Below are 3,256 nucleotides of genomic sequence, written 5' to 3'. Positions count from 1 at the left end.
TTTCATTTTTAGCATCTTTAAAATATTCCATAGACTTAGGCTCTGATGAACAAGCACCTAAAAAAACAATAAGACTAAGAGAAGCTAACCCTAAAACTACTTTTTTCATTTCATATCCTTGATATATTTTTTAAATATGTTCGTTATATTTTAATGATATTGAAATTATATCTAAAAAATATTAATTATATATAAAAAATATCAAGAAAAATCAATTATCCATTACGATTTCCAGAAACACTTTTCAAATATAATGAAAATTCTTCTTTACTAATTGTATTTCTAGACAATAATTTTTTTCTATGAAATTTTAAATTGAGTAACTCAAATTCATCAATTTTACCTTTACTTCCTTCTATAGCTTGTTCATATAAATTTATAGCTTTATCATATTCGCCTTTACAAGTATAAACTTTAGCCATAGATTTATATAGAGCAACAGAAGGTCCGTATACTGCAAGGCATTCTTTATATCTTTCTTCTGCCAAATCATAAAATCCATGTCTTTTATATTGCATTATAAGATATATTATTTGTGCCTCCACATCAGATATTTCATATTTTAGGTCATATTGGTATCTAACCCAATTTATTACATCATCTTCATTTAAATTCCTTTTAATCATATCTTTTAAAAAGATTGATAATCCGCCCTTAAAGAAGTCATTATAAAAAACTGGATATGCATCTTTTATTAATTCCATTATAATTAATAAAGTTGTTCTTTTGTTTCCATCAGCAAAACAATGTCCTTTATTTAATTTATAAATAATCATCGCTGTCATTTCAGCAAAATCAGAACAATAGGGTTCAGGAGGATCTGAAAATGGAATTGTGGAATAAACGCAATTGCAAAGATCTAACAAAGTTCCTTTGTTTAAAATAGCAAATTTTTTTAATGATTTAGATGAAGAATCATTCATCAATTCTTTGTTGATTTCAACAATGCGCTTATACAATAATTCAGCATCTTCATTAAAAAAATTTTCTTCCATCACTTATCTTCTAAATACCTTAAAGCTAATTTATTATCTTCCATTAGCATTTTAATGATTTTTTTCTCATTCTCTTTTGTTGTTTTTTTTATTTTAGGAAGAAATTTTAAATCCACATTAGCATATTTTTTATCTTTCATCATACCAAATAAACTTTCTTAAGAATTTTAATGATATAATTATATCATTTTATATATGAATAATACAAACAAACGAGTAGCTAAACACTACTCATTTTTCACTCCTATTTAGTCAAATAAGCCACTAGCTTTTGCTTTTTCTTCAGCTTGTTTTCCAAGCTCTTCCCAACTCAAAGGCTCTTTCCCCATTGATTTACCTATATCTGCTTTAAAAGCATTTTCACATTCTATATATTCTTTTGAAGTTTTATCTTTTAGTATAGAGTCTCTATTATCTTTACAATATTTTAAAGTATCTTTTAATTCTTTTTCATTTTTAGCATCTTTAAAATATTCCATAGACTTAGGCTCTGATGAACAAGCACCTAAAAAAACAATAAGACTAAGAGAAGCTAACCCTAAAACTACTTTTTTCATTTTATATCCTTGATATATTTTTTAAATATGTTCGTTATATTTTAATGATATTGAAATTATATCTAAAAAGTATTAATTAGATATAAATTATTTAACGATTTTTATACGCTCAGCATTAAACCAAATTAAAGCATTAATATCTGAACACTCGCTTGTAAGTATCTCGATAATTTCTCCGGTAAAACCCAAATCAAATAATAAAGGAAAATCGTAAATCTTTAGTTGTTGTGCTTCTTTAACAGTGCTAGGACTAAAAATAGAATCTATTTCTTCAAACAAGAAAAACTCTCCTTGTTTTGATTGGCAACATTGGCATTTATTCATCAAATAAGAACTTCCAGCTGTGTTTGAAAATGATTTTTCGAGAGATTTTATATTCATATGTTTTAAAATATTAGAAAAATCTTCAGAATATGCAGTTATATTTCTAAATATTTTAAATTTAGGCTGAAATAACCATTCGCCTTTTTCTTTATAAATAAATTTAGAGCTTCCCAAAGCATATACAGGTATAACTTTAGAACATTTCCAGCAATTAATAAACCCCTGAACAATATTTAAAGTTTCAGTTGCATAAAATGTAAAATTTTTATTCTCTAAATAACTTGAAACATAGTTTAAATTTTTATAATCTTGCAAATACCAAGTTTTATGTTCTTGATTCCATTTTATTCCATATTCTTTCAATTTATCTTTTTCTGAATAAGGAATATTAAGTTTTATATTCATAAATTGTCCTTAGATAACAAAACACTTAATAATTAATTACATATATAAATAATTAATATAAATTTTAGAATATTTTGTTAAAATTTATCGTTCGTTATTTTTTAATTTTTTTATTCTACTAAAAGCACACTATTTTTTCCCTTAAAAGAGAAAGTTAAATCTCAGTTTTATATCTTTTTAGCAAATGTGTATATCCCATTGTAATTAAAAATTTTCTTAAAGTATCCCTATGAACACCTATTCTTCTTGCTATTTTTGAGTGCGAGTAGCCTTGCTTATCCCATTTTAAAATTTGTTTTAATGCTGGATAGCATGGATTTACTTCGATTCTGTTCTTTTTTCCTTTGGGACGCCCTAAAATTGCACCTTCCATTTTTTTTCTAGCTAAAGCCTCTTTAGTTCTTTGTGAAATCAATTGTCTTTCAATTTCAGCTGAAAGAGAAAAAGCAAAAGCAATTACTTTTGTATTAATATTATCATTAAGAGCAAAATTTTCTTTGATGGAATATATAGTGATATTATTTTTAATACACCAGTTTAATTTTTCCATAATATCTAAAAGACTTCTTCCTAATCTTGAAAGTTCTGTAACAACTAAGGAATCTCCATTTTTTAATTTTTTAAATAATCTTCCTAAATTTCTATGATCTATTGCTATTTTTCCGCTAACAACTTCTTGCACAAAGTAATTGATTTTAATTTCATTTCTTTTGCTCCACTGAAGTATTTCAAATTTTTGATTTTCAGTGTTTTGTTTATCAGTGCTAACTCTTATATAAGCATATATCATTGATATTTCCTTGTGTAAAAATAAAGATTGTTTATATCAAAAAAAGGTATGATTTTTCTAGTTTAAAATAATTAACCCTTTAATAACAGCATAAATTTAAAAGTAAGTAGTAATAGGAGTAGTGATAAGCCTATAAAAAATATTACTATAAAGCCTTATTTTCAACCAAATATACCGATAAATGC

The 3,256-nt window shown here is 25.0% G+C and carries 5 protein-coding genes; all 5 read right to left on the bottom strand.

Annotated elements, in window-relative coordinates; translation table 11 throughout:
• Positions 1–215: 215 nt before the first annotated feature.
• The 5 genes from ACOTVC_RS08465 to ACOTVC_RS08445 all read right to left on the bottom strand — a co-directional run bounded on the left by ACOTVC_RS08465 (position 216) and on the right by ACOTVC_RS08445 (position 3,071).
• Positions 216–995: a Fic family protein gene (locus ACOTVC_RS08465; RefSeq protein WP_257933427.1), complete on the bottom strand. Its 780-nt coding sequence runs from the start codon at positions 993–995 to the stop codon at positions 216–218.
• On the bottom strand, positions 995–1,135 hold the full coding sequence (locus ACOTVC_RS08460) for a hypothetical protein (RefSeq protein WP_257915070.1): 141 nt from the start codon (positions 1,133–1,135) through the stop codon (positions 995–997). The genes ACOTVC_RS08465 and ACOTVC_RS08460 overlap by 1 nt, the downstream gene beginning before the upstream one ends.
• Positions 1,136–1,243: 108 nt before the next feature.
• Positions 1,244–1,552 (bottom strand): EexN family lipoprotein, encoded by a 309-nt coding sequence (locus ACOTVC_RS08455; protein WP_421628309.1) that lies wholly within the window; start codon positions 1,550–1,552, stop codon positions 1,244–1,246.
• An 87-nt stretch (positions 1,553–1,639) separates the two neighbouring features.
• Positions 1,640–2,281 (bottom strand): DUF5710 domain-containing protein, encoded by a 642-nt coding sequence (locus ACOTVC_RS08450; protein WP_257933350.1) that lies wholly within the window; start codon positions 2,279–2,281, stop codon positions 1,640–1,642.
• 154 nt (positions 2,282–2,435) lie between these two features.
• On the bottom strand, positions 2,436–3,071 hold the full coding sequence (locus ACOTVC_RS08445; protein ID WP_044599618.1) for a multiple promoter invertase: 636 nt from the start codon (positions 3,069–3,071) through the stop codon (positions 2,436–2,438).
• Between the last annotated feature and the right edge of the window lie 185 nt (positions 3,072–3,256).

It is taken from the genome of Campylobacter sp. GB48, assembly GCF_049221845.1.
Lineage (GTDB): Bacteria > Campylobacterota > Campylobacteria > Campylobacterales > Campylobacteraceae > Campylobacter_D > Campylobacter_D lari_C.
This window is presented reverse-complemented; position numbering and strand designations above follow the sequence as displayed.